General features: G+C 73.0%; 13 protein-coding genes. 2 read left to right on the forward strand and 11 right to left on the reverse strand.

The features are described 5' to 3' along the window. Nucleotides 1-155: 155 nt before the first annotated feature. Entirely contained in the window at nucleotides 156-1,679 is a 1,524-nt protein-coding gene (locus WMF11_RS45210) for a vWA domain-containing protein (protein WP_437975144.1), read from the reverse strand. A gap of 401 nt (nucleotides 1,680-2,080) precedes the next feature. Between WMF11_RS45210 and WMF11_RS45215 the strand changes: the two genes are divergently transcribed. Continuing rightward, nucleotides 2,081-2,626 carry a chalcone isomerase family protein gene (locus tag WMF11_RS45215; protein ID WP_437905232.1) on the forward strand — a complete coding sequence of 182 codons (546 nt, stop codon included), beginning with the start codon at nucleotides 2,081-2,083 and terminating at the stop codon, nucleotides 2,624-2,626. 16 nt (nucleotides 2,627-2,642) lie between these two features. Here WMF11_RS45215 and WMF11_RS45220 read toward each other — a convergent pair whose 3' ends face one another. From WMF11_RS45220 to acnA, 5 genes are all read right to left on the reverse strand, one after another. Beyond that, entirely contained in the window at nucleotides 2,643-3,092 is a 450-nt protein-coding gene (locus tag WMF11_RS45220) for a universal stress protein (protein WP_437796370.1), read from the reverse strand. 150 nt (nucleotides 3,093-3,242) lie between these two features. Continuing rightward, nucleotides 3,243-4,271 (reverse strand): hypothetical protein, encoded by a 1,029-nt coding sequence (locus tag WMF11_RS45225; protein WP_437975145.1) that lies wholly within the window; start codon nucleotides 4,269-4,271, stop codon nucleotides 3,243-3,245. A gap of 20 nt (nucleotides 4,272-4,291) precedes the next feature. Then, nucleotides 4,292-6,493, reverse strand: coding sequence for an ATP-binding protein (locus WMF11_RS45230; protein WP_437905234.1), 2,202 nt, complete (start codon nucleotides 6,491-6,493; stop codon nucleotides 4,292-4,294). A gap of 5 nt (nucleotides 6,494-6,498) precedes the next feature. After that, complete coding sequence (gene serS, locus WMF11_RS45235) at nucleotides 6,499-7,800, reverse strand: serine--tRNA ligase (RefSeq protein ID WP_437975146.1); 1,302 nt, start codon at nucleotides 7,798-7,800, stop codon at nucleotides 6,499-6,501. Nucleotides 7,801-7,926: 126 nt separating this feature from the next. Beyond that, the gene (acnA, locus tag WMF11_RS45240) at nucleotides 7,927-10,680 is read right to left on the reverse strand and encodes an aconitate hydratase AcnA (protein WP_437975147.1); all 2,754 of its coding nucleotides are present in this window, start codon (nucleotides 10,678-10,680) and stop codon (nucleotides 7,927-7,929) included. A 61-nt stretch (nucleotides 10,681-10,741) separates the two neighbouring features. Here acnA and WMF11_RS45245 point away from each other — a divergent pair, with 61 nt between their 5' ends. Further along, on the forward strand, nucleotides 10,742-11,587 hold the full coding sequence (locus WMF11_RS45245; RefSeq protein WP_437975148.1) for an SOS response-associated peptidase: 846 nt from the start codon (nucleotides 10,742-10,744) through the stop codon (nucleotides 11,585-11,587). Between the two features lie 44 nt (nucleotides 11,588-11,631). Here WMF11_RS45245 and WMF11_RS45250 read toward each other — a convergent pair whose 3' ends face one another. The 5 genes from WMF11_RS45250 to ald all read right to left on the reverse strand — a co-directional run bounded on the left by WMF11_RS45250 (nucleotide 11,632) and on the right by ald (nucleotide 21,168). Then, nucleotides 11,632-12,399, reverse strand: coding sequence for a hemerythrin domain-containing protein (locus WMF11_RS45250; RefSeq protein WP_437975149.1), 768 nt, complete (start codon nucleotides 12,397-12,399; stop codon nucleotides 11,632-11,634). Between the two features lie 354 nt (nucleotides 12,400-12,753). Further along, nucleotides 12,754-15,063, reverse strand: a complete 2,310-nt coding sequence (locus WMF11_RS45255; RefSeq protein WP_437975150.1) for a sulfatase-like hydrolase/transferase — start codon at nucleotides 15,061-15,063, stop codon at nucleotides 12,754-12,756. Between the two features lie 99 nt (nucleotides 15,064-15,162). Continuing rightward, entirely contained in the window at nucleotides 15,163-18,846 is a 3,684-nt protein-coding gene (locus tag WMF11_RS45260; protein WP_437975151.1) for a response regulator, read from the reverse strand. Between the two features lie 101 nt (nucleotides 18,847-18,947). Beyond that, nucleotides 18,948-20,039, reverse strand: a complete 1,092-nt coding sequence (locus WMF11_RS45265; protein WP_437975152.1) for an isocitrate/isopropylmalate dehydrogenase family protein — start codon at nucleotides 20,037-20,039, stop codon at nucleotides 18,948-18,950. Between the two features lie 16 nt (nucleotides 20,040-20,055). Beyond that, nucleotides 20,056-21,168 carry an alanine dehydrogenase gene (ald, locus tag WMF11_RS45270; RefSeq protein ID WP_437905242.1) on the reverse strand — a complete coding sequence of 371 codons (1,113 nt, stop codon included), beginning with the start codon at nucleotides 21,166-21,168 and terminating at the stop codon, nucleotides 20,056-20,058. Between the last annotated feature and the right edge of the window lie 29 nt (nucleotides 21,169-21,197).

Genomic DNA, 21,197 nt, shown 5'->3' on the forward strand with positions numbered 1-21,197 from the left:
GCACGGGCAGGCGCCAGAACGGGCAGGCGCCAGAACGGGCAGGCGCCAGAACGGGCAGGCGCCAGAACGGGCAGGCGCCAGAACGGGCAGGTGCCAGAACGGGCAGGCGCCAGAACGGGCAGGTGCCAGCGGCGCGCCTCGGCGGCGGCGCTGGATCAGCGGCCCGACCAGACCGGGGAGGCGCTGTTCATCTCGAGCGCCTCCATGCGCCGCGCCGCGGGTGAGGGCGGAGCCGCTGCGGCCGCGCGCGCGGTCTTCCGCGCGCTCGCCACCGCCGAGGCCGCCTGGACGGCGCGCTCCTTCTCCTTGTCCGACCGGGCGCGCGCCGCCTGCTGCCGGAGCCGGTCCTCCGCCGCGGCGAGCTTCGCCTCGGCCGCGCCGAAGTTGCCCGCGCTCACCTCCTGGGCCGCGTCGAGCTGCATCATGCCCGCCTCCATCACCGCGGCGATCGTCTGGGTCTTCTCGTTCTGGTGCGCGGCGACGAGGGCCGGATCGCTCGTCACATCGTAGCGGGCGACCACCTCCTGCACGCGCGGGAGATTGCCGCTCTCGGCGTCGCGGAAGTGGAGCCGCACGCTCGCCAGCGGGTGGGAGCCGGCCGCCGGCGCGGTGACCCGCGCCCGCACGAGCATCTCGCGGTGCTGCCCGCCGAACATCGTGCCGAGCAGCACCCGGAGCGCGTCCCCGGAGCGCTCGGTGCGCTCGTTGGGGACGTCGAGCAGCTCCACGCCGGGCGCCGGGACGATCTCGACGAACGCGCCCGTCGCCGCCGTCGTCTGGAGCAGGGCGAGCTCGCGCTCGAGGACGGAGGACATCTCCCGCGCCTCGGTGAGGTGGTACAGCCGGCCGCTGGAACCGATGGCGAGCGCGTTGAGCGTGCGCTCGTCGTAGTCGGCCCCCACCCCGATCGACGTGATCTGCACCCCGTGCGCGGCGCCGCGCTGGGCGAGCGCCCCGAGGATGTCGGGAGAGGAAGGCCCGATGTTCGCCTGGCCGTCCGAGATGAGCACCACGCGCCGGACGGCGTGCGTCGACGGCGCCGCGAGCGCGTGCTGCTCCGCGAGCTGGAGGCCAGCGAAGAGGTTGGTGCTGCCGTCGGGGCCGAGCGCGGCGATGGCGCGCGCCACCGCGGGGCGCGTCGACCGGCCGAGCACCGTCGGCGAGACGCGCGCCTGCGCGGTGTCGGCGAACGACGCGACCGAGACGAGATCGCCGTCGGGGAGCCTGTCGACGAACGCCTGCGCCGCCGCGCGCGCGTTCTCCATCTTGGGGCCTTGCATCGAGCCGGAGGCGTCCACGAGCAGCACGACCGCCGCCGGCGCCCGCGGCTGTCCGCGGGCCGCGCGCGCCGCCGGGACATCGATCCACACGCCGAGCTGCGTCTCGCGCGTCCCCGGCAGCGCGAAGGCGCTCGCGCCCGCGGCGCCGATCCAGACGCCCTGGTTCCCCGCGGACGCCGGCTCCGGCCGGGACGACGGCACGTCGGCCGCCGCCGCAGAGGGCTCGGCCGGCTCTGTCGGGGCGGCGGCCACGGCGACCGGCTTCGCCGCCTCCTCCCGCGCCGCCGCGCCCGGCGCGGCCGCCACCGCCGCGGCGCTCGTGCCCGGAGGCGCCGTCGCGCTGGCCGTGCAGCCCAGAGCCGCCCATCCCATCAGCAATCCAGCGAGCATCGTCCGCATCGAGAAGCTCCTTCCGCCGCAAGCCATGGCGCGGCCCAGGGAGGGACCCGCGTCCCTCCGCCGCGATCTCCCGGTCCCCGCAGCGCGCGGCTTCTACGGACCGGGCCGAAAAAAGATCTCCGGGAGAGCCGGCGTCGGCATCACCGCCGCCGGCCCTCGCACCGGCGAAAGGCCGCCGCTCCGCGCCCGCGCCCGGAGCCCCCTCCGAGCACACAGCCATGGGTCGTCCCTGCCTGACTCCAGGGCGCACCTCGAGATCTCACGAGATCTGCGACTCCCGACGTCCCTCTGTCGGTGGTTCAGGTCTTGCTCATTCACGACCGTCGACGGGCGATCGCCGGAGCGCGGCGCCCGGACACGATGCGCCGCACGGAGCGGCGATGCCGGAGGAGGTCGATCCGATGCAACTCGCGCGAAGCAAATCTCCAGCTCTCCTCGCCGCGTTCGCGGCGGTCTTCCTCGCTGTCGGGAGCCTCCTTGCTTTGCCTGGCTACACGCTCACCGGCACGGGCGTCCGCGTCAGGACCATCGGCGTGCTCAACATCGATGTCTATCGGATCAGCCATTACATGGAGCAGCTCCCTGCCACGAGGTCCAAGGACGCCGTCATCGACATGGACACGGCGAAGAAGTTCGTCTGGACGATGCTCCGCGACGTCGACCGCGCGAGCATCGTCAAGGCGCTGCGGGAGGCGTATGCGTTGAACCGATACACGGACACGCCGAAGATCGAGAGGTTCGTGGCGGCGTTCGAGGGAGACCTCAAGTCGGGAGCGGAGGTCACCATCGCGTACGACCCGGGCGCGAAGGCGACCACCGTCACGGTCGCCGGCGGCGGGACGGCGACCGTGGCAGGCGTCGATTTCATGAAGGCCACCTGGCGGATCTGGCTGGGCAAGATCGATCAGCCCACGTTGAGCGAAGAGCTCATCGCCAGGCTCCGCTGAGGCAGGCGAGCCGCTGTCAGTCCGACGGCTTGTCGCGCACCACGAGCACCGACCGGTTCGTGTGGTTGACGACCTTCGCCGCCGTCGTGCCGAGCACCTTGTCGATGCCCGAGTAGCCGTGCGACCCGATGACGATGAGATCCGCGTTCTCCTCGTCGGCCGTCCGGCAGATGACCTCCCAGGCGACGCCGACGTGGATCACGACCTTCGCGAGGAGCTCGGGCGGCACGTCGCGCGCGAGCTGCGAGAGCTCCTCGCGGTCGCTCCGCTCCAGGATCTCGGGGACCCGGGTGGGCGACTCGTTCAACGCTTCCGCGGGCAGGCTGTGGTGCAGCCCGATCCCGCGCACGAGCACGAGCTTGCCGCCGAGCTTCTGCGCGAGATCGACGCCCTCCGCGAGGACGAGCGACGCCTTGGGGGAGCTGTCCAGTGCAACGAGGATGGTCCGGGGGTGCTTGAGACTCATGGCGTCCGCCTTTCGTGCGGTGACGTACCGCACCTTCTTTAGCCGACCTGGCGCCGGACGCGCAGCGCATCTCTCGGCGGCGGCGCCCCGCTCCTTCGCGCCGGCCAGGCCGTCCGCGCCGAGCACCGCGGACCGTGCGTCCAGCGTGGATCAGGCGCGGATCATCACGCCATGGCCTCGGTCGTCCGTGAGGATCTCGAACGCCGCGCGCCGCGCCGTGGTCAGGGTCTCGATCCCGACCTCGCGGCCCAGGCTCTTCCGCCGCAGCGTGACGGTGCAAGCCCCGATCTTGGTGTTCAGACAATGCTTCACGCCGCCAGGAGGGTTCCTGTAGGCCAGGCCCACGAAATCGCCGGCGGACGCGGAGATCTCCCCCTCGACGCTCAGCCGATCGGTCTCCGTCCGGAAGCGCCAGGTGAAGTAGTCGAACGAGGCATCGGCGCGGACCGACTGGACGAGCGAGCTGAGCGCGATCTCCTCGCCGCGGTGCCGGAGGACCAGCGGCGTCATGTTCGGCGTCCAGAACGGTCCGACCTTCAGTCGGGCCGTGGCGACCTCGAGGAAGCTGTCCGGGTGGCTGTCGAACCCGGCGACCTGCCCCCAGGCGTACAGGTCCGTGTGCTTCGTCCCCCAGTTGTGGTTCTGGCTGCCCACCCAGCCCGAGACGTCCACTTCGCGCCCAGCGACGCGGAGGAGGCCGCTGTAGACGGCCATCGGCGCGCCGACCAGCGCCTTCGCCTTCGGCAGCGGGGCGCCGTAGAGGGCCGCCGGGAGCAGCAGAAGGGGCTCTCCACCGCCCTCGTAGGCGAGGTCCCAGGTGATGGCGTCCTCCCCCTCGCCCGCCGCGCCGGTGAGCCTGCCGAGGCTCAGCCGGGCGCCGTCGATGGCGACCGCCAGGCTGTCGCGGGCGAACGAGCAGCGCCCGGCGAACGGGACCTCGCGCTTGGCGACCGCGTGGCGCCCCGACTCGCCGTCGAAGTAGACCGCCCAGAGCTCACCCTCCGCGGCCTCGGGCCGACCGGCCGGGCTGAACAGCGTGTACCGGATCCAGAAGGCCAGCGGCCGCGTCGGGTGGTTCGCGCGCTGGAAGAAGCTCTCGTAGAAGCCGCCCCGCTGCCCCGGCCGGTAACGCGCGTGGTTCGCCCGGTCCCGGATCGTCATCACCTTCGCGACCACCATCGAGCCCCCGCTCCTCCAGCCTAGTGCCCCCGCTTCGACCCGCCGCTGAGAAGATCGCCGATCACCCGCTCCAGATCGTCGAGCGAGATCGGCTTCGCGATCTTCGGGTTGTCCACCCGCTCCACGAACTCCCGCGCGCTCGGCGTGAACGCGCCGCCCGACATGAAGGCCATCTTCGGCAAGAGCTGCGGGAACCGCTCGCCGATCTCGTCGTACAGGGCCATCCCGCTCATCTGCGGCATCAGCAGATCGCAGACGATCGCGTCGATCCGGCCGCCGCGGTCCCGCAGGAGGTCGAGCGCCTCGTGGCCGCTCTTCGCCACGAGCACCTCGTGCCGCTCCTCGAACGCCCGCGCGAAGGCGTTGAGCAGCATCGGCTCGTCGTCGACGAACAGGATCGTCCCGCGCGACGACGCGCGCGGCGGCTCCGGCGGCGGCCGCGGCGCGGGCAGATCCGTGGGGTTGAGGCCGGTCAGGCGGATCGTGAAGACGGTCCCGACGCCGGGCGTGCTCGACACCGTCATCGTGCCGTGCTGCTCCTCGACGATGTTGCGCGACACCCAGAGCCCGATGCCCGGGCGCGCGCTCTCTTCCTTCGTCGTGAAGAACGGGTCGAAGATCCGCTCGACGACCTCCGGGGTCATCCCGCGCGCGTTGTCCTCCACCTCGACGTGGTGGACGCCGGCGTCGAAGCGCGTCGTCACGCGCACCATGTTCTCGTCGCGAGGGCGGTTCGGCATCGCCTGCGCCGCGTTGATGAACAGGTTCACGAACACCTGCGAGAGCTTGCCCGGATAGCCGACGAACGGCGGCATCTCGCCGTAGCTGCGCTCGATGCGGCAGAGCTGGCTGAGCTGGGGGCCCGTCATGCGCAGCGCGAGCTCGATCACGTCGACGAGATCGACCCGCTCGGGCTTGCGCTCGCTGCTGCTCGAGAAGAGGTTGAGGTCCGTCACGATGTCCCGCATCCGCTCGACGCCGGCGAGCGCCTCGTGGCACGAGCGATCGATGAGGTCGATGGCGCGCAGCAGGTCCTCGTACGAGCCCGAGGCGACCGGGCGCGCCGCCGAGACGAGCTTGTGCGCCCCGCTCCGGATCTGCTCCAGGTTCGCCATCACCCACGCCATGGGGTTGTTGAGCTCGTGCGCGACGCTCGCAGCGACCTGGCCGATCGAGGAGAGCTTCTCGCTGTGGAGGATCTGCGCGCGGCGCGCGACCTCCTCGGTGACGTCGCGCATGAGCGCGAGCGAGGCGTCCTCGCCGTAGAGCCGCGTGATCCGGACCGTCATCACCTTGGTCAGGCCGGCGCGCGTCCCGCAGCGGATGGTGGCCTCCCGCGGCGCCTCGGCCCGCGAGGCCGACAGCACGAGCGTGCGCAGGGCCGGCACGTCCGCCGCGACCGCGAGCGCGGTGATCGGCCGGCCGATCCACGCCTGCCGCGAGTGCCCGAAGAGCGCCTCGAACCGCACGTTCAGCCGCGTCAGCATGCCCTCCTGGTCGATCGTCGCGAGCACGTCGGACGAGAGCTCGACGATCTCTCGGTAGCGCTCCTCGGAGGCGAACAGCGAGCGCTGGGCGTACGCCTCGGCGAAGCGGTGCTCGAACTGGAGCAGCAGCGCGTCGACGGCGCGGAGCACGTCGATCGAGGACGAGCCGTCCGCCTCGGCGTCGTCGTGCGTCGTGTCGAGGACGCCCGCGACCGCGGTGCGGAACTCGGACGCGGCGATCAGCGGAGCGCTGATGGAGTACCCGGTCGCGTAGCGCTGCTCGACCAGGTGCGTGATGAACTCGTCGAGCAGCGTCTCGCTGCCGTCCTCGAGGATCCTGGTGAACGCGGCGAGCCAGGAGCGCACGTTCTCCGTGACCTCGCCCACGGGCCGATCGGTGTACCGGCCCCGCTCCGGCGGCAGCGCCAGCACGTTCTCGATCCAGTCGTCGATGAGCTCGTCCTTGTGCCGCTTGCAGAGGTCGAGGAGCCGCCGGCGCGCGAGCGCCATCGACGTCTCCGCGTTGGTCGGCGGCCCGTGGACCTGCGAGCGCCGCTCGCCGTCTCCCCCGCCGCGCGCGCCCCGCGACTCCGGGACCTGCGAGCGCCGCTCGCCGTCCCCCCCGCCGCGCGCGCCCCGCGACTCCGGGACCTGCGAGCGCCGCTCGCCGTCCCCCCCGTTGTGCGCGCTCTTCGCTTCCGGAAGCTCACGCTTGGCTTCCTCGTCCGCTGCCATCGCTGTTACCTGCCGCGGAGGACCTCGCAGCCCATGAACGCCCGGAGCGGCTCCGGCACGACCACCGTGCCGTCCGCCTGCTGGTACTGCTCGAGGATCGCGATGACCGTCCGCCCCACCGCGAGCGCCGACCCGTTCATCGTGTGGACCAGCCGCGGCTTCGCCTTCGGCTCCGGCCGGTAGCGGATCTGGGCGCGGCGCGCCTGGAAGTCGCCGAAGTTCGAGCAGCTCGAGATCTCGCGGTACAGCCCCTGGCCAGGCAGCCACACCTCGAGATCGTACGTCTTCTGCGAGCCGAAGCCGAGATCGCCGGTGCAGAGCGCCGACACCCGGTAGTGCAGGCCGAGCCGCTTCAGGACCTCCTCCGCGTGCGAGGTGAGCAGCTCGTGCTGGCGAGCGGAGTCCTCCGGCGCCGAGAACCGCACGAGCTCGACCTTGTCGAACTGGTGCTGCCGGATGAGCCCGCGGACGTCGCGCCCGTGGCTGCCCGCCTCGCTGCGGAAGCACGGCGTGTAGGCCGCGTAGGCGATCGGGAGCGACGCGCCGTCCAGGATCTCGTCGGCGTGGAGGTTCGTGACCGGGACCTCGGCCGTCGGGATGAGGTACAGGTCGTAGGCCCTCTCCGGGTCGCTCTTCTGCGTCTTGAACAGGTCCTCGGCGAACTTGGGCAGGTTGCCCGTGCCGAACAGCGCCGTGTCCTTGACGAGGAAGGGCGGCAGCACCTCGAGGTAGCCCTGCTCGCGCGTGTGCAGGTCGAGCATGAACGAGATGAGCGCCCGCTCGAGGCGGGCGGCCGCGCCCATCAGCACGGTGAAGCGCGCCCCCGAGAGCTTCGCCGCGCGCTCGAAGTCGAGGAGGCCGAGGGCCGTGCCGATGTCCCAGTGCGACTTCGGCGCGAACGAGAAGCTCGGCTTCTCGCCCCACGCCCGGACGACCACGTTGCCCTCCTCCCCCGCGCCCACGGGCACCGACGGGTCCGGCAGGTTGGGCACGACGGAGAGCAGCTCGGTCATCCGCTTCTCGAGCTCGGAGACGACCTGCTCGGCCTCCTTGATCCGCATCGACAGGGCCTTCAGCTCGTCGCGCTTCTGCGCGAACTCGGGCGATTTCTTGTCGAGGCGCGCCATCGCGTCGTTCGCCGCGTTGCGCTCCGCCTGCCACCGCTCGAGCTCCTGGATGTTGGACCGCCTCGCGCTGACCGTGGAGGCGAAGTCGCCTCCGAGGCTGGCGGCGGCGGCGGGCGAGCGAAGGGCGAGCGCCGCGCGCACCTCATCGAGGTGCTCCGCGACGTAGCGAGGATCGAGCATACCCCAGGGTTTAGCCGAAGCCCGCACGCGCGTCAGCAGCCGCGACGCGCCGCTCCGCTCCGAGGATGGGCCCGCTCCCCGCGCTCCCCGCCAGAGGCCCGGCGGGGAGCGGCGCGCAGGGAGGCGCTAGGCGCTGGCGCCGAGGCTGCGCAGCACGAACTGGAGGATGCCGCCGTGCTGGTAGTAGTCGACCTCGTTCGGCGTATCGATGCGCGCGGTGACGGTGAAGGTCTTCTTCGCCCCGCCTTCCCCGGTCGCGACGACGTTGAGCTTCTTGCCCGGCGTGAGGTTGTCCGAGATGCCATCGATCTCGAACACCTCGCGGCCGGTGAGGCCGAGGGTGGACGCGTCCTCGCCCGGCGCGAACTCGAGCGGGAGCACGCCCATGCCGACCAGGTTCGACCGGTGGATGCGCTCGAAGCTCTTCGCGATGACCGCGCGCACGCCGAGCAGCTTGGTCCCCTTGGCCGCCCAGTCGCGCGACGACCCGGTGCCGTACTCGGCGCCGGCGATCACGAGCAGCGGCACGCCCTCGGCCTTGTACTGCATGGCCGCGTCGTAGATCGTGGTCTTCTCGCCGTCGGGCAGGTGCACCGTGATCCCGCCTTCCTCGCCGGGGCGAAGGGCGTTCTTGAGGCGGATGTTCGCGAACGTGCCGCGCATCATCACCTCGTGGTTGCCGCGGCGGGCGCCGTACGAGTTGAAGTCCGCGGGCGCGACGCCGTGCTCGACCAGGTACTTCGCGGCGGGGCTGTTCTTGGCGATGTTGCCGGCCGGGGAGATGTGGTCGGTCGTCACCGAGTCGCCGAGCAGCGCGAGCACGCGCGCGGCCCGGATGTCGGTGAGCGGCGCCGGCTCCTTCGACAGCCCCTCGAAGAACGGCGGCCTGCGCACGTAGGTCGAGCCCTCGTCCCACACGAACGTCTGGCCGCCCGGGACCGCGAGCTTCTGCCACTCCTCGTCGCCGGCGAAGACGTTCTCGTACTGCACCTGGAACTGCTCGGGCCGCACGGCCATCCGGATGGCCTCGTTGACCTCGGCCGAGCTCGGCCAGATGTCCTTGAGGTACACCGGCTCGCCGTTGCGATCCGTGCCGACCGGCTCCTTGAAGAGGTCGGCGTCGACGTCGCCGCGCAGCGCGTACGCGACGACGAGCGGCGGAGAGGCGAGGAAGTTCATCCGCACGTGCTGGTTGATGCGGCCCTCGAAGTTGCGGTTGCCCGAGAGGACGCTCGCCACGACGAGATCGTTGTTGCGGATCGTGTCGCCGATCACGTCCGGCAGCGGCCCGGAGTTGCCGATGCAGGTCGTGCAACCGTAGCCGACCATGTGGAAGCCGAGCGCCTCGAGGTACGGCAGGAGCCCCGCCTGGCGCAGGTAGTCGGTGACGACCTTCGACCCGGGGGCGAGCGACGTCTTCACCCACGGCTTCACCGTGAGCCCGCGCTCGACGGCCTTCTTGGCGAGCAGGCCCGCGCCGAGCATGACCGCCGGGTTCGACGTGTTGGTGCAGGACGTGATCGCGGCGATCACGACCGAGCCGTGGCGCAGCGTGTAGCGCGTGTCGCCCTCGGTGATCTCCGCCGGGCGCATGACCTTCTCGAGCGCGGGCGCGCGCGCGGCGGCGTTGCCGGCCCCCTCCTCGAGGAACGCCTTGACCGCGGGCGCGTCGGCCGCGGCGAACTCCTTCTCGAGCATGCCCTGGAGCGAGGCGCGGAAGGCGCGCTTCGCGTCGCGCAGCGGGACGCGGTCCTGCGGCCGCTTCGGGCCGGCGATCGACGGCACCACGTCGCCGAGGTCGAGCGAGAGGGTGTCGCTGAAGACCGGGTCCGGGGTGCTGTCCGTGCGGAACAGCCCCTGCTCCTTGTAGTAGGCCTCGACGAGCGCGACGAGCTGCGCGGGCCGGCCGGTGAAGCGCAGGTAGGCGATCGTCTCGTCGTCGACGGGGAAGAAGCCGATCGTGGCGCCGTACTCGGGCGCCATGTTGGCGATCGTGGCGCGGTCCGGGAGCGAGAGCGCGCTCAGGCCGGGGCCGTAGAACTCCACGAATTTCCCGACCACCTTCTTCTGCCGCAGCAGCTGCGTCACCGTGAGGACGAGATCGGTCGCGGTCGCGCCCTCGGGCAGGCTGCCGTGGAGCTTGAAGCCCACGACCTCGGGGATGAGCATCGAGAGCGGCTGGCCGAGCATCGCCGCCTCGGCCTCGATGCCGCCGACGCCCCAGCCGACGACCCCGAGCCCGTTGATCATCGTGGTGTGCGAGTCGGTGCCGACGAGCGTATCCGGGTAGACCAGCGTGCCCTGCCGCATGACGGCGCCCGCGAGGTACTCCAGGTTGATCTGGTGGCAGATGCCCTGGTCGGGCGGCACCACGCGGAAGTTCGTGAACGCCTGCGCTCCCCAGCGGAGGAACGCATAGCGCTCCTCGTTGCGCTCGAACTCGAGCGCCGCGTTCACCTTCACGGCCGTCGAGGACGCAAACTTGTCGACCTGGACCGAGTGGTCGATCACGAGGTCGACGGGCTGGAGCGGGTTGATCTTGAGCGAGTCGCCGCCGAGCTTCGCGAGCGCCTCGCGCATGGCGGCGAGATCGACCACGGCGGGCACGCCGGTGAAGTCCTGGAGCAGCACGCGCGCCGGGTGGAAGGCGATCTCCTGCGAGGGGCGGGCCTTCGGGTCCCAGTTGAGGACGGCCTCCACGTGGTCCTTGCGCACGACGCGCCCGTCCTCGTGGCGGAGGAGGTTCTCCAGGAGGATGCGCAGCGAGAAGGGGAGCTTGTCGATCGACGCGCCGCCTCGCGCCAGCGAGGTGAGCTTGTAATAGGTGTATGTTTCGGCTTGAACCGTCAGCGTGCTCTTGGTGCCAAAGCTGTCGACCATGCGGCCTCCTCCAACGTCCGGAGCGCCCTTGTAGGCGCCCCGAAGCCGCTAATCTAGTGTTATGTGCGCGCGCTTCACCCTCGCCGTTCCGGACTTTGCGACCCTCATCGCGCTGCTCGAGTCCTCCTCTGGCGCGGGCCGGGCAGGTAGCGGCCGGGCTCGGTCGATTGCCGCTGATCCGGAGATAGCGGCAAGGTTTCGGCCTCGTTTCAACATCGCACCTGCGACCGTCCACCCGGTGCTGCGCGCGCGGGACGGCCGGCGCGCGCTGGTGGCTGCGACCTGGGGCTTCGTGGGGCGTTTCGCCAGGGGCGGCGCCGGCCCTTCGCTCCTGGCCAACGCGCGCGCCGAGAGCGCGCGGGCGAAGCCGACGTTCCGCGAGGCGTTCGCGGCGCGCCGCTGTGTGGTGCCGGCGGACGGCTTCTACGAGTGGACCGGGCCCAAGGGCGCGCGGCGGCCCACCTGGTTCCACCCCGCGGAGGGCGGGCTGCTCCGACTGGCCGGGCTGTACCAGCCGGCGAAGGACCCCGAAACGGGGGAGCCCGACGTCCGCTTCACGATCCTGACCACCGACGCGAACGCCGACGTCGCGCCGATCCACGACCGCATGCCGGTCCTGCTAGACCCCGGGGACGTGGACCTCTGGCTCGGCCTCGGCGACGGCGCGGACGCGGATCGGGCCGAGGCGCTGCTCCGGCCGGCGCCTCGCGCCGCCCTCGCGGCGCGCGCCGTCTCGCCGCGGGTCAACTCGGTCGCCCACGACGACCCCGCCCTGCTGCAGGAGCTCGCGGCGGAGGCCGCTGCTCCGAAGGCCGCTGCCTCGAAGGCCGGCGGCACGCTTCCGCTGTTCGATCTCGATGGCGGCGCGAGGCCCGCCGTCCCCTCCGGCCGGACCTCGCGCCGCTGATCTGCGGCAACGTACGTTGATGTGCGCGGGCTGCCCTGCGACGCTCAGCGCGCGGAGGCGCTGCTCGCGCGGCCGCCCTTGCGGCCTGTGCGGCTGGTCTTCGCCGGTCGGCTCGCCTTGCGCGCGGGCGCGGCTCGCCCGGTCTTCGCTGGCGCCGTGGCCGCTGTCTTCTTCCGTCCGGTCGCGGCGGTGCTGCGCCCCTTCTGCGCGCCCCGCGCCGGTTCGGCGCGCTGCGTCGACGCGCGCTTCGACGCGCGCTTCGCGGGTGGACGCTTGGCCGCCGCCTTGCGCGCCGACGGCTTCGCCGTGCGCGCGCGGCGGCCGGCGGTGGCGGCGGGCATGCTCTTCGCGACGTTCCGAGCGAGGAGCGCCTCCACGTCGCTCTCGCGCACCTGGCCGAAGCGCGCCTCCAGGCGGCTGCCGAGCTCCTCGAGGCGCGCGGCGCCCATGGCGCTCTCGACCTGGGGGAAGAGCTCCTTCTCCTCCTCCTCGACGTGGTGCTGCACGAGCTCCTTCAGCACGCCGAGCCTGGCGTGAAAGGTTTCGTCACCCGGCTCGGTGCTGAGCAATTTCTGCAACATGACGTCGACGAGCGCGTGCTCCTCGTACGAGGTCGGGATCAGGGGGGAGGCGCCGAGCGCCTCCCGGCTCTCGGGGTAGAAGAGCTCCTCCTCGATGGCCGAGTGGCTCACGAGGGTCGCCACGAGCTCGTCGCGGAGCGCGCCGATCTCGTCGCTGTCGGCCTGCGACATGCGCTCGAAGAGCTCTTCGACTTCCTGGTGATGCTCCTTCAATAGGTCGGTCGCCTTCATGCGGGGACTCCTCTCACGGAAAGATGAAGCGCCGTCGAGGCGCTTGGCCTGTGCGGTCTGCGGGTTTGCGCGAAGCATGCCAGGCGAAATGGGCGCGTGAAGCGAGCGCACGACGCGCACGCGCGGGCGCGGGCGTACGTCGTTCGGCCAACCCGCGCGGGGGCGTCGCGGCGCGCGCGACGCGGGGCGTGCTGCCCCGCAGCGAGGCGTCATGGCACCGCTGGAGCGTGATCGCGCGCGGCCTGCGCGATGTCGCGGACGCCTTCGCCCGCGCAGGGCGCCGGCGCGCCGCCGGGCGCCGTCAGCGGGCTTTGCTCGGCTCGCAGGCGCGGGCGCAGGTCGATCGCGCGGGCCTCAGTTCGCGCCCCATACGTTGAGCACGGCCGCCGTTTCCGCGTCGATCGTGGCCGGCTCCCGTTGCGCCGCGGGCGCGCGCACGGACAGGTCGAACGTCACGGTGCGCCGGAAGAGCGACACGGTGGCGAGGGGCATCACCTCGCGACGGTTGAAGGCGCAGGTCGGGTCCACGTCGAGGTCGCAGAGGTAGGGGGGAACGCCGAGTCGACCCGAAAGCACGAGGTTGCCCCAGCGGGTGGAGTAACGATCGCCGAGGGCGGCGATCTGGGGGCCGCGCTCGACGCCCTCGAGGCCGGAGGCGACCGCCGCCAGATCCTTCCCGAGCGGTTTGCGGGCGAACGAGAGGCCGAGGGCGGCGATCGCCGTGCGCGCGACGTCGATGATCTCGGTCGGGGCAGCGACGCGCTGGCCGGCGTACAGATCACCGGGAAAGTGGACATAAAGCGGGAGCGTCAGGACGGGCTCCTGGAGGTCCATGCCCTCGCCGTAGAGCACGGCGTCGGAGCGCCCGCTGGCCAGATCGCCGGTCACGATGAAGAGGGTCTCGTCCCACAGGCCGGCGGCCTTGAGGGTCCCGATGAGGTTGCCGAGGGCGCGGTCCTGGCCGGCGAGGGCGATGGAGAAGAGGTCGCGGATCCGGTCGCGATCCTCGGGGCTGAGCACATCGCGGCGCCGGCCCCTCAGCCTGGCCAGCACCTGGGCGGCGCGGCGCGGCTCGACGGGGCCGGCGTACTCGACGGGCTTGAGGGCGTTCAGCTCCTTCGGGCTGACCTCCCAGGGCGGATGGCCGCCGCGCGCGTGGACGAACGCGAGGAGACGGTTGGACGCGTCCTGGCGGACGGTCTCGCTGATCCAGGTGGCGGCGGCGTCGATCGGGGTGGTGGCCGGCTCGCCGCTCGTCGGGGGGTGCTCGAGGACCCGGGACCAGCCGGGTCCGAAGCCGAACGCCCGGAACGTGGTGGGGACCCCGGTGAAGAACCCGGTGCGGATGCTGCTGTCGCTCGCGATGGCGCCGATGGTGGTGACGCGGGCGGGGAGGCGGGCCCCGGTGTCTGCGACGGTGTGGGCCGGCGGCGGAAGACCGGTGAGCAGCGACGCCGCCACGGCGGACACGACCGTGCTCGGCCCGCGGTGGTGATCGAACGTCGTCGCTGACGTCGCGAGCTCCGAGAGCGTGGCGAGGTGCGGCTCCGGACGACCGCTCCAGGGGGGCAGATCGGGCCGCTCGACCCCGTTCAGGGCGACGATCACGACGGCGCGCGCTGCGGGCACGGACGGCGGCGGCTCCGGCGATCCGGCGAGGACGGGGTCGCCGAAGAGGATGCGTCCTCCGCGGGCCGCGGCGGCGGCGCGGAGCTCGAGGGAGATGAGGGACCCGGCGAAGGGCGCGAGCGGCAGCTCGACGTCGGTCCAGGTCGCCTTGTCGCCGCCCTCGACGTGGACGCGATGGATCACGAGGGGCTCCTGGCCGTCGCGGAGGACGCGGATCTCGGCGTCGCCGTCTCCCGAGCCCAGCGCGCCGATGGAGGTGTGGAGGCGGGTCACCCTGGAGGGGCGAAAGGCGCAGCGGACCGCGCCCGGCGCGCGCAGCGCGATGGACCGGTGGGGGACGCCCGACAGCGCGGCGGCGGGCGCGACGACGTCGCGCAGGGTCGGGGGGCCGTACGTGGCCGGGTCCTCGTCCGGGATGCCCACGCGCACCCAGTCGACGTCGGCGAACGACTCCCCCTCGCGGAGCCGGCCGGAGAACTGGAGCGTGAGGGTGTGAAGGCCGGGGTCGGCGGGGAGCGTGGTGGTCGGGGTCGAGGCAATGCGGATCTGGTCGCGCTGGAGGCGGAGCGTTCCGAGCAGCTGGTCGTCCAGGGAGACGGTGGCGTACTTGGAGGTGAGCCCGACGGCCCGGGCGGACACGAAGATGGGGCTCGCGGACGGCAGGACGAACGTGAGCTTGATCTGCCGCTCCGAGATCCGCGCCCAGGTGGATCCATCGTGCTCGACCGCCTGGATGCCGGTGGGCACGGTCCCTTGCCACGCAAAACGGCCGAGGAGCGAGCCCGCACCGGTATCGAACAGGAGCCCTCGGTGCTCGAGATCGCAGCTCGGCAGCTCGTCGATGAGGTGCACGACGTCGCGCGCCGGCGGCTGAGGCGTCGCCCGCGGGCTCGCGGACGCTGCGGCCGGGGCGCCGGAAGGCAGATCACGGGTCGAGTTCTCGCACCCGGTGCAACCGGAGAGGAGCGCGGCCGCGGCGGAGGCGAGCGTGAGCGCGAAAGAGGGACGGCGGGTTCGGATCACGCGGGCGCGCACGGGGCGTCCTCTACCACGAGCGGGGCACCCTGCCTGCGGCTGGGCACCCCGGGGCGAGCGCGGGCTTCTCGATTGCCTGGGGGAGCGCTCGTGGCGCGCTCAGCGGCGCCACGGCGGCGCGACGCGGAGCCGGGTGAGGCGGCCGGCCTTGACGACCGCGAAACGCACGCGCTCCTCGTCCCGGAGCTTCGCCCGGATCTCGTAGGCGCCGTCCTTGGGCGCGAGCGGCAGCTTGACGCTGCCGGTGCCGACCTTCCGCCCGTCCACGAAGAGCGTGTCGCCCGCGCCGGCGATCACCTCCAGCATGCCCTGCCCCTCGGGCACTTTGTGCTCGGCGGCCAGCGGCAGATCCTCGGGGAGCACGGGGTTCGACGTCGTCTCGCCGATCGGCCCGGCGGCAGCCGGGGCCGGCGTGGCGGCGACCGCCGCCGCGACCACGCTCGACGAGCCGGCGGCGGCTGGCACAGCGCCGGGCGGGGCAGCGGTCGCGGGCTCCGCGGCTGGCGGGCTCGGCTGGTCGGAGGTCAGCGAGGCGCCCTGCAGCTCGTGATCGCGCGACAACCGCGCGGCGACCGCGAAGACGAACGCCGCCACCGCGAAGAGGACCCACATCGTCATGCGGTTGTCGCGGGCGGGCGGCTGCGGCGTCGGCACGTAGGCCGACGGACGGCGCACGCGGCGCGGCGTGGGCGACTCGTCGACGGCGGGCGCCGGGGCGGGGGCCGCGAGCCGCGCGACGGGCGGCGCCGAGGGGACCTTGAGCGCCGCGGGCGCCGGCGCCTCGACGACGGGCGGCGGCGGGAGCGAGCCCAGCGTCATCAGCCGCTCGGGCTTCGGGTACTCCAGCGCGGGCAGGGTGGCCTCCGGCCTGCGGGGCGCGGGCGCCACGCCGGGAACGGCCGGCGTCACGCCCGCCAGCAGAGCGGCGTCCACCTGGGGGCTACGCGCCGCGCGCACGCTGACCACATCACCTTGAAGCTCGGCGAGATCGCTCGGAACCCGTGCGTTGACCAGCGCGCCGGACAGCGCCGTCGCCTCCTCGTCCGCGCTCGCGAACGCCGTGTCCTCGTCCTCACCGTCCACGGACAGCACGGGGATAGACATGGCCGAGCCCGGCCCTGACACCGCCGAGCTCGGCGCCGCCGAGCCGCGCGCCGGCATGGCCGATCGCGGCGCCACCGAGCCGGGCACCACCGTGAGCTGATCGTCGGTGAGCTCGACCGAGGCGCGCGACGACGCGGCGGCGGCGTCGCCGGCGAGCTCGGGTGGCAGCGCCGCGACCGGGGCGGCCCGCTCCGGGAGGCGCCGCACGCCGCGGAGCGTCTCCTCCTCGTAGGCCACGGCGGGGGCGAGCAGGTCCTCTCCCTCGCGGCTGATCACCCGGCGCACGCCGCCGCGGGCCGCGACGTCGTTGAGCACGTCCTCGACGAGGCCCGCGGCGAACTCCCCCGAGGTGATGACCGATCGCGGCGACGTCCCCCGGGCGAGCGCTCTCAGGAGCGAGCGCGCCGGCTCGGGCGTCGCGTCGGCGGTCGCGCCCATCCCTTCCAGGTCGAGGACGACGCGCTCGACCTGCATCAACGGCGGCCCGTGGAACAGCCGCTGGGCGGCCCGGGCCGCCGCGATCGCGGGCAGGAGCTGCTCCGCGAGCGTCCCCTCGAACCCGGGGCGCGGCGGCGCCGCGAGCTCGCTCTCCGGCAGAGGCGCCACCACGAAGCGGCCGGAGCCGACGCCGAGGAGCGCCGCGAGCACGGAGGGGCCGCGGTGGAACGTCCCGTCCTGCGCCGTCCGGGTCGCGCCGGCGGGGCGGCCGTCCTTGAGCAGCACCTCGTACAGGAACGCGGCGTCCCGGACCGACACGAGCGCGTCGGGCCGGCGCGAGCACGAGAGCGACAGCAGCGTCCGCGCCGTCATGCCGTCGAGCCGCCCGCGGACCTCGCCGCCCGTCGCGATGCGCTCCGCGACGCGCCGCCTGCCCCGCAGGACCTCGTGCACCCGCTGCACGAAGGCCGCGGCGCTCTCCTCCTTGCGGAGGTAGCCGTCGGCCTGGGCGCCGAGCTCGCGGAGCCGCTGGAGCAGGTCCTCCTTCCAGGAGAGCAGGATGACCGGCACGTCGCGCAGCGCGACGTCGCGCTTGAGCGCGCGGCAGAGGGCGAAGCCGTCGAGCCGCGGCATCAGCACGTCGCTCACGACCAGGTCCGGCGTCGTCTGGTACGCGAGGTCGAGCGCCCGCGCGCCGTCGTGCGCCTCGTGCACATTCGCGCCCGCGGCCCGGAGCACGCCGGCGAGGAACCACGTCACCGCCGGATCGTCGTCCGCCACCACGATGTCGATCGCGTCGAGCGCCGCGTCGCCCGGCGCCGCGCTCGACGCGCTGATCGTGCGCGCCGGCGACTTCGCGCGGATCTCGCTGTGCAGCCGCGAGCGCTCGCCCTCGGGCGCGCTCGGCGCGATCATCCACGGGGCGAGCGGCAGCGCGCCCTCCGGCCCGTTCGGCGAGAACCGCACGCCGCCCTGCGAGCGGATCGTCACGAGATCGCGGATGCGCGCCACCGCGCCCCAGAGCGCCGCGAGGACCTCGGCGCCGTCGCCGAGATCCACGTGCTCCCCGCGGCTCCTCGGCTCGGCGGCGTCGCAGAGGCCGCGGCGGAGCTCCTCGGCGAGGCGCGCCCCGAGCTCGTCGAGGTTGACGGCCCCGAGCGGCCCGCGCGCGGCGCGCGCGGTCTCAGCGCGCACGCAGGCCACCGCTGCCTCCGCGGCGGCGCGCCGGAGCGCGTCCGGCGAAACGGGCTTCGGCAGCGCGCGCGCGGCGCCGAGCGCCACGTAGGGGGCCGCGTCCTCGGGCCGCGTGAAGCGGCCGACGGCGACGACGGGGACGAGGTCGGTCAGCGGATCGGCGGCCAGCGCCTCCGCCAGCCCGCGCGCGCCCGGCATGTCCGCGTCGAGCAGGACCAGATCCGGCGCGAAGGCCCGCGCGAGATCGATCGCCGTCTCCACGTCGTCGGTCCGCTCGACCTCGAACGACGGCCCGGCGTCGGCGATGGCCGAGTCGAGCGCCTCGGCGAGCGGCGCGGCGCCCACGACGAGGACCGTGATCGGCGCGTCGATCGACGCGGCCGGCGCGGCCTCGGGCGCCTCGGCGGGGGGCGCCTGCTCCGCGCCGCGCGTCGAGGACGCGCGCGCTTCCTCTTCATCCTCGAGCGAGAGCGGCTCGGCGGCGAGCGCGCGGCCGTTGCTCACGCCCGCGATCCACGTCGTGGCCTGGCCCTTGGCCGCAACCGCGCCTTCCGGCCGCGCGCTGGCGCTGCGCGCGTTCGGCTGCTCCGCGGCGGCGCGCGCGCGGGGCGGCGCCGGCGCCTGCTCGAGCGGCGCGGCGGCGCGCGCGGGCGCCGCCTGCTCGCCCATGGCCGACTGCCCCCAGGCCAGGGCGGGCAGCTCCTCGAGCAGCTTCCGCAGGGCCGCCGCGGCCTCGCCGCCGAGCCGCGCGCCGTTCGCGGCGGCGACCTGCGACTCCCCTTCGGCGAGCCGCTCGGCGACGCGCACGAAGCGCAGGAGGCGCGCCCCCGCGCCGAGCGAGTGCAGGCGCCGCTTCAGCTCCTCGACGAGCCGCGGCGCATCGCCCTCTGCCTCGATCCGCCGGACCATCTCGCGGAGCTCCGCCACGCGGCGACCCAGGTTCGCCACGAACTCGGCGCGCGCTCCGCCCAGCCGCTCTTGCCGAGCCTCGCTCGCTGGATTGCTGCGCGGCCCCGCGTGCTCCACTGCCGTCGATCCTACGCCCATTGGCGGTCCCGTATCACAGGAGGATCGGACACCCGAACTTCTCGGCGATCGCGCCCCCGCGCCCGTGGCCCCCGGCCGCGCGCCGGCGCCCCCGGGTCACCTCACGGCGGCCCCAGCTCGGCGGCGATCTGCTCCCGGACCCATGCGCCGGCGGCGCGCGTGCCGAGCGTGCCGCCCACATCGACCGTGCACCTCCCCTCGTCGAGCGCCTGGGAGACCCAGCGCTCGATGCGGCGCTCTTCCTCGGGCCACCCGAGGTGAGCGAGCAGCAGCCCCGCGGTGAGCATCGCCGCGAACGGGTTCGCGATGTCCTTGCCGGCGAGCGGCGGCGCCGACCCGTGCACCGGCTCGAACAGCGCGACCCGCGCCGGATCGGACGCGTGCACGTTCGCGCTCGCCGCCATGCCGAGCCCCCCCTGCAGCGCCGCGCCGAGATCGGTCACGATGTCGCCGAACAGGTTGTTCGTCACGATCACCTGGAATTGCGCGGGATCCTGGATGACGTACAGGCAGAGGGCGTCCACGTAGACGTGGTTCGACTGGATCTCCGGATACTGGGCGCGCACCTCGTGGAAGACGCGCAGCCAGAGCTCGTGCGCGTGCCGCATCGCGTTCGACTTGTCCGCCATCGTGACCCGCGTCCGACCGTTCACGCGCGCGTAGTCGAACGCCGCGCGGATGATCCGCTCGACGCCCTTCCTCGTATTTACGTCCTCATTGATCGCGACCTCGTCGGGGGTGCCGCGTTTGAACTGCCCGCCCATCCCGACGTAGATCCCCTCGGTGTTCTCGCGGAACACCACGAAGTCGATGTCCTTCGCCGTGCGGCCTTTGAGCGGCACCAGCCGGTCCGACAGCGCGCGGACGGGCCTCACATTGGCGTAGAGGTCGTAGCCGAAGCGCATGCCGAAGAGGATGTCGCGCGCGTGCTCCAGGTTGGGTACGCGGGGATCACCCAGGGCGCCGAGCAGCACCGCCGAGCACTCGCGCTGGATGGCGATCTGGATCTGGTTCGGGAAGGTCGTCCCGTCGCGCAGGTACCGGTCGGCGCCGAGATCGAGCTCCCAGAGGTCGATCGGCAGCCCTGCTCGCTCCTGATAGAGCTCGAGCAGGAGCTTCGCCTCAGCGATGACGGACGGGCCGATGCCGTCACCGCCGATGATCGCGATTTTCTTCTTCTTTTTGGCTGCCACGAGGTCGCGCTCCCGGTCAGCCGAGCGCGCGTTCGACCGGCACGTACTCCAGCCGGTGGGCCGCCGCGACGGGGCCGTACGTCACGTGGCCGCCGTGGGTATTGATGCCGAGGGCGACGGACCTGTCGGCCTTGGCCGCGGCGACGATGCCCTGGTTGGCGATCGCCACCGCGTAGCCGATCGTCGTGTTCGTGAGCGCCCAGGTGCTCGTGTGCGAGACCGCGCCCGGCATGTTGGTGACGCAGTAGTGGACGACCCCGTGCACCTCGTAGGTCGGGTTGTCGTGGGTCGTCGGGCGGCACGTCGCGATGCACCCGCCCTGATCCACGGCGACGTCGACGACGACCGTCCCTCTCTCCATGCGGCGGATGTGCTCCTCGGTCACGAGCTGGGGCGCTTTGGCGCCGGGCACGAGCACCGCGCCGACCACGAGATCGGCGCGCTCGCACATCATCTCGATGTTCTCCGCGTTGGAGTAGAGCGTCTCGATCGCGCCCCCGAACACGTCTTCGAGGTAGCTCATCGTCTCGGCGCGGACGTCGAGCACGGTGACCTGCGCCCCCATCCCGACCGCGATGGTCGCAGCGTTCCGGCCGACCACGCCGCCGCCGAGGATCGCCACGCGGCCGCGCCGCGTCCCCGGCACGCCGCCGAGGAGCACGCCCTTGCCGCCCCGCTCTTTCTCCAGGCACGAGGCGCCGACCTGAACGGCCATCCTGCCGGCCACCTCGCTCATGGGCCGCAGCAGCGGCAGCGAGCCGTCCTCGTGCTGGATGGTCTCGTACGCGACGCCGGTCACGCCTCGCCTGGCGAGCTCCCGGGTGAGATCCGGCTCGGCGGCCAGGTGCAGGTAGGTATAGAGGACGAGACCCTGGCGAAAGTGGCCGTACTCGGCGGGGAGCGGCTCCTTCACCTTCACGACCATGTCGGCGCTCCACGCTTCCGCTGCCGATCTCGCGATGAGGGCGCCCGCGCGTCCGTAGGCTTCGTCGGAGATCCCGCTGCCTTCGCCGGCGCCGGACTCCACGAGGACCTTGTGCCCGTGCCCGACCAGGGCCCGGACTCCCGCGGGCGTCATGCCGACGCGGTACTCACGTGTCTTGATCTCCTTGGGGACTCCGATAAGCACGATCGCGCTCCTCTCCTCGCCGAACTGCT

It is taken from the genome of Sorangium sp. So ce295 (assembly GCF_051527405.1).
Taxonomy (GTDB): Bacteria; Myxococcota_A; Polyangia; order Polyangiales; family Polyangiaceae; genus Sorangium; species Sorangium cellulosum_B.

What these genes read in the sequence shown, in the direction of transcription:
- WMF11_RS45210 (WP_437975144.1), bottom strand. Translation starts at nt 1,679, where the DNA reads ATGCGGACGATGCTCGCTGGATTGCTGATGGGATGGGCGGCTCTGGGC.
- WMF11_RS45215 (WP_437905232.1), top strand. Translation starts at nt 2,081, where the DNA reads ATGCAACTCGCGCGAAGCAAATCTCCAGCTCTCCTCGCCGCGTTCGCG.
- WMF11_RS45220 (WP_437796370.1), bottom strand. Translation starts at nt 3,092, where the DNA reads ATGAGTCTCAAGCACCCCCGGACCATCCTCGTTGCACTGGACAGCTCC.
- WMF11_RS45225 (WP_437975145.1), bottom strand. Translation starts at nt 4,271, where the DNA reads ATGGTGGTCGCGAAGGTGATGACGATCCGGGACCGGGCGAACCACGCG.
- WMF11_RS45230 (WP_437905234.1), bottom strand. Translation starts at nt 6,493, where the DNA reads ATGGCAGCGGACGAGGAAGCCAAGCGTGAGCTTCCGGAAGCGAAGAGC.
- serS (WP_437975146.1), bottom strand. Translation starts at nt 7,800, where the DNA reads ATGCTCGATCCTCGCTACGTCGCGGAGCACCTCGATGAGGTGCGCGCG.
- acnA (WP_437975147.1), bottom strand. Translation starts at nt 10,680, where the DNA reads ATGGTCGACAGCTTTGGCACCAAGAGCACGCTGACGGTTCAAGCCGAA.
- WMF11_RS45245 (WP_437975148.1), top strand. Translation starts at nt 10,742, where the DNA reads ATGTGCGCGCGCTTCACCCTCGCCGTTCCGGACTTTGCGACCCTCATC.
- WMF11_RS45250 (WP_437975149.1), bottom strand. Translation starts at nt 12,399, where the DNA reads ATGAAGGCGACCGACCTATTGAAGGAGCATCACCAGGAAGTCGAAGAG.
- WMF11_RS45260 (WP_437975151.1), bottom strand. Translation starts at nt 18,846, where the DNA reads ATGGGCGTAGGATCGACGGCAGTGGAGCACGCGGGGCCGCGCAGCAAT.